This window comes from Chitinimonas sp. (assembly GCF_041904975.1).
In the GTDB taxonomy this organism is placed as follows: Bacteria; Pseudomonadota; Gammaproteobacteria; order Burkholderiales; family Chitinimonadaceae; genus Chitinimonas.
The window spans coordinates 1-4,285 of record NZ_JAYRLZ010000005.1; the positions used below are offsets into that span (position 1 = coordinate 1).

The following is a 4,285-nucleotide window of genomic DNA, read 5'->3' on the forward strand; positions in this document are numbered from 1 at the left end:
CAGGCTCGCCGAGCCCAGCGTCGCCCCGTCCAGTTGTGCCCCTGATACCTCTGCCGCAGCCTGCACTGCCGTCAGATGCTGGCGCAATAGCCCCGGCTTGCTGCGCTTGGCGCGGATGCGTTCGATCTTGAACGGTGTGCCGGTAATCATCGATAGCGACAGCGCAGTGCGCAGCACCTGCCCACCGCCTTCGCCGTGCGAGCCATCCAGCTCAATCCAGTCTTCTGTGATTTTCTTCATGTTTTTCTCTGGTATTCCGTGCAGGCAAAACGAGCGGGAGTGCACAGGGTGCACGCCCGCTCATCCGCAAGCACCAGATTTTTTTATCCGGCCTCTGCCGCAGCGATCGGCGCGGGCCACACCGCCTCGCGCAACAGGGCATCGAGCGCCGCCTCGCTGCCCACTGGCCGCTTGAAGTCAGCCGGTGGCTGCTCGTTCGCCAGTTCGCCTTCGATAAAGGCGTGTATCTGCTCAAAACGCGCACCTAGCTCAGCCTCCCCGGCCGCCATCTTGATCGCCAGCAGCTGCCTGATTTCAGCGCGCAGCTGCGGCTCATCCACCATGGCATCGGCCAGATCAGCAAAGCGCATCGGCGGCATGCCGCGACCGGCATCGATCCACCTTGCCGCCAGCAAGGGCCGCAGCACATACAGATACTTCTTCAGGCGCACCGTCTCGCCCTGCAGATAGCCGCGAAAATTGTTCTTCGCCATCGCAAGGTAATGCCAGCGCCCCTTGCGCTCGGAAAAGAAGTCGGGCGCCAGCGCGCGCAAACGTGCTGCCAAGGGCGCATCCTCACGGTAGACCACCGGCGAATCCAGCCACTCGAACAGGGTGGGATTGGAGCGCCGCATCAGCTGCAAGGCCTTACGCAGCTCCCAACCGCAGATATCCAGCTCATCGCTGATCGGCACCTCGATCACATCGCGCTGCGCTTCCACCCGCAAATACCACTCCGGCTGGTGCACATAGATAAAACGCACGTCGTAATCGCTATCGGGCGAGGCAAAGCCCCAGCCACGGCTGCCCGATTCACAGGCGAACAGCACGCGCACCTGGTGACGGTGTTCGATGGCGTCGAGTTCGGCCAGGACGCGAGCGTGAATCTCAGGTGAAATGGGGTGGGCGGACAGGAATTTGTCTCTCAGTGCATTCAGTTTTTTGTCCATGCTGGTCTTACTCGATTCTTGTTTAGCCTGCTCAATCAAAGGCCATGTGCCGTCTTGCCACCTCATTCTGATCTGGCATCTCTGTCTCTCGCGCGCCATTGCTGCTCGCGATGCAATATGACGTCCAGGCGTTCAAGTTGCCTTTCGCTCAATGCGCCTCGCCACCGGCACTGCTTCACTTTCTGCCGCAATCGCTTCGACATGAAACCCGAGCGGAAGAAATACGGCGCCTCTTCCAAGAACACCAAGGCGATTTCAATCGATGGCGCGTCGTCAGCATCAAGCAGAGTTAAGGCATGTTCGTAACCACCGGGGTAGGCAAGCGCGTTGTATCGCTCCCTGAACTCGACTGCAGCGCTGCGCCAGCGTCCCTCTCCGCCAGGAAGAGCGCGTTCGGCCCAAGTTTGATGGACTCGCCGATGTAGCCGGACAATCTCGGCGCTATTGCGCCGGATCAATTCGGCAAGCGCCTCCCTGCTTAAACGCTCGCGCATCGCATCACCCCTTCACACACACCACCTGCCGCAAGGTATGCACCACTTCCACCAGCTCCGATTGCGCCGCCATCACCGCGTCGATGTCCTTGTAGGCCATCGGGATTTCGTCGATCACGTCGGCGTCTTTTCGGCACTCCACATGCTTGGTCGCTTCGATCTGGTCGGCCACGGTGAACAGCTTCTTGGCGCGGGTTCGGCTCATGGTTCGGCCGGCGCCGTGGCTGCAGGAGCAGAACGACTCTTCGTTACCGAGGCCGCGCACGATAAAGCTCTTGGCGCCCATCGAACCCGGAATGATGCCGAGCTGACCCTTCTGCGCCGACACCGCGCCCTTGCGGGTTACCAGCACTTCGCGGCCAAAGTGGGTTTCTTTCTGCACATAGTTGTGATGGCAGTTCACCGCTTCCACATCGGCGGCGAAGGGCTTGGTGATGATCTTGCGGGCGGCGGCGATCACGTTTTGCATCATGGTGGCGCGGTTACGACGGGCGAAGTCCTGCGCCCAACCTACCGCTTCCACATAGTCATCAAAGTGCTTGGAGCCTTCTTCGAAGTAAGCCAGATCGCGGTGCGGCAGGTTGGCGATGTGCTGGCGCATATCGGCCTGGGCCAGTTCGATGAACAGATTGCCGATGGCATTACCGACACCACGCGATCCGGAGTGCAGCATGAACCAGACGCGGTTTTCCTCGTCGAGGCACACCTCGATAAAGTGGTTACCGGTTCCCAGCGTTCCCAGGTGCTTGTGGTTGTTGGTGTTCTTCAGCTTCGGGTGCTTATCGGTAATGCGCTTGAATCCCTCGTGCAGCTCACCCCACATGGCATCTACAGTGGCGGGCGGGGTTTCCCATGCACCCTGATCGCGCTTACCAAAAGTCTTACCGTGCGGCACCGCCGCCTCGATGGCCGAGCGCAGGCCGGCCAGGTTATCCGGCAGGTCGGCGGCGGTCAGCGTGGTGCGGGCCGCCATCATGCCGCAACCGATATCCACGCCAACGGCGGCCGGGATGATGGCGCCCAGGGTGGGAATCACGCTACCGATGGTCGAGCCCTTACCCAGGTGCACATCGGGCATTACCGCCAGGTGCTTGTAGATAAACGGCATCTTGGCGGTATTCACCAGCTGCTCGCGCGCTTCGTCCTCTACCGGTACGCCAGCAGTCCATAGTTTGATCGGCTTACCGTTTTTTACTTCCAGAATCGAGTGTTCCATTTGCTTTCCTTCTTTTGCGCCTCACGATGAGGGCAATTGCTTATTCGTCATTGCGGCGCTTATTGCACCAAGATGCGCAGTTTCTTTGGCGTACCGCCGTGAGCCAATCGCCGGGCGCGCCGGCAGCTGGCGCAGCGGATGGCAGTCGAGTAGACATAGCCGCCGGCTGTTTCGTACCACCATTGCTGCTGCTCGGCCGTCCACACCTGGCGCGCCCCGCAATCGCGGCAGGTAAAGCCGATATCTTCGTAATAGCCGCGCTGCAGGAAGGTCGGCAGGCCGAGACCGGTAAATGGCGCCAAGCGACCACGGCGTACCGTGATGCTGTGCTGTGGGCGCGCAACTGGCCGTGGGGCGCACGCCACCGCCTTTGCTTGATCCCGCTTTTGCTGGCGTTTTGCCATGATGGCAATACGTTTCTGTTTTCCGCTTTGCATTTCTTTCTCACTTGCCTGTTTTGGCGGACATGGCGGGACTCGAACCCGCAGTAAGCCGACATCGGGCATTACTCCGATGCGCAGTGAACCTTTAAACGCGCTATGTACATGGAACCTTACGCAGACCCCATGACTGCATCCTCAAATTACCGGTCACTGCCTAGGCTTTCGGTTTTACCCTTCACCGGCTTCGTCTCGTTTGCCGGCCGCTCGCCATTTCGCGTTCATGCCCATTTAGTACCCATCAGGCTTTGATTTTCACCAAGCCATTCAGCAACTGATCCAGCCCACCCACGACCGAGATCTTGTCGATGCGCTCGGCCAGGCGTTCCAGCGTTTCCAGCTCCTTCAGGCGCAGGGCGGTCGGGTTGTCTTCCATCACCTTGGCGGTATTAAGCAAGGAGCGAGTGGCACCGGTTTCTTCGCGGCGGCGAATCACATTGGCCTGGGCGGCCTTTTCCGCTTCGACCACCTGGGCCAGCAGGGCTTTCATCTCGCCCGGCAGCACAATGTCCTTCACGCCCACGCCACTTACCATTACGCCGAATCCTGCCAGCTTGTCCTGCATATGCGCCCCCACCACCTCGTCGATGATCTGCTTGTTTTCCAGCAATTCATCGAGCGAGCGGGTGCCGACAGCGGCGCGCAGGCCGAACTGCAGCTCGCGGTAGATATGCTCGGCCGGCTTGGCCAGGCGGGCGTAAGCCAGCTCGACATCGTCGAACGCCCAGTGCGCCGCCAGGTTGATGCGCAAGCTGACCTTGTCGCGGGTCAGAATTTCCTGACCGCTCACTTCCAGAGCCTGCAAGCGGGTATCGACCAGCTCGATGGCGATATCGCGGTTGTAGCGCCAGAAAGCATAGCGACCCGGCTGCAACAGCTTGACCAGCTTGCCATCGATGCGCAGCACGCCGACATTGGCGGCCGGCACTTGCACGCTCAGCACGCCGTTAAGTCCGGCGATAGTGC

At 60.3% G+C, this 4,285-nt stretch carries 6 protein-coding genes; all 6 read right to left on the reverse strand.

Features of this window, described 5'->3' with window-relative positions:
* Positions 1-240, reverse strand: a 240-nt coding sequence (locus ACE3OH_RS00785) for an RNA 3'-terminal phosphate cyclase (RefSeq protein ID WP_374347220.1), incomplete at its 3' end; no start/stop codon positions are given.
* 83 nt (positions 241-323) lie between these two features.
* Positions 324-1,169 (reverse strand): nucleotidyltransferase domain-containing protein, encoded by an 846-nt coding sequence (locus ACE3OH_RS00790; RefSeq protein WP_374347222.1) that lies wholly within the window; start codon positions 1,167-1,169, stop codon positions 324-326.
* A gap of 62 nt (positions 1,170-1,231) precedes the next feature.
* Positions 1,232-1,663 (reverse strand): hypothetical protein, encoded by a 432-nt coding sequence (locus ACE3OH_RS00795; RefSeq protein WP_374347224.1) that lies wholly within the window; start codon positions 1,661-1,663, stop codon positions 1,232-1,234.
* Between the two features lie 4 nt (positions 1,664-1,667).
* Positions 1,668-2,879, reverse strand: coding sequence for an RtcB family protein (locus ACE3OH_RS00800; RefSeq protein ID WP_374347226.1), 1,212 nt, complete (start codon positions 2,877-2,879; stop codon positions 1,668-1,670).
* Positions 2,880-2,938: 59 nt separating this feature from the next.
* Positions 2,939-3,316, reverse strand: coding sequence for a zinc-ribbon domain containing protein (locus ACE3OH_RS00805; protein ID WP_374347228.1), 378 nt, complete (start codon positions 3,314-3,316; stop codon positions 2,939-2,941).
* Positions 3,317-3,560: 244 nt separating this feature from the next.
* Positions 3,561-4,285: slipin family protein (locus ACE3OH_RS00810; RefSeq protein WP_374347230.1), on the reverse strand; the 725-nt coding region annotated here is incomplete at its 5' end.

Bases quoted from the DNA above. Each gene is read 5' to 3' on its own strand.
- ACE3OH_RS00800 (WP_374347226.1), bottom strand. From the start codon at position 2,879: ATGGAACACTCGATTCTGGAAGTAAAAAACGGTAAGCCGATCAAACTA.
- ACE3OH_RS00790 (WP_374347222.1), bottom strand. From the start codon at position 1,169: ATGGACAAAAAACTGAATGCACTGAGAGACAAATTCCTGTCCGCCCAC.
- ACE3OH_RS00795 (WP_374347224.1), bottom strand. From the start codon at position 1,663: ATGCGCGAGCGTTTAAGCAGGGAGGCGCTTGCCGAATTGATCCGGCGC.
- ACE3OH_RS00805 (WP_374347228.1), bottom strand. From the start codon at position 3,316: ATGCAAAGCGGAAAACAGAAACGTATTGCCATCATGGCAAAACGCCAG.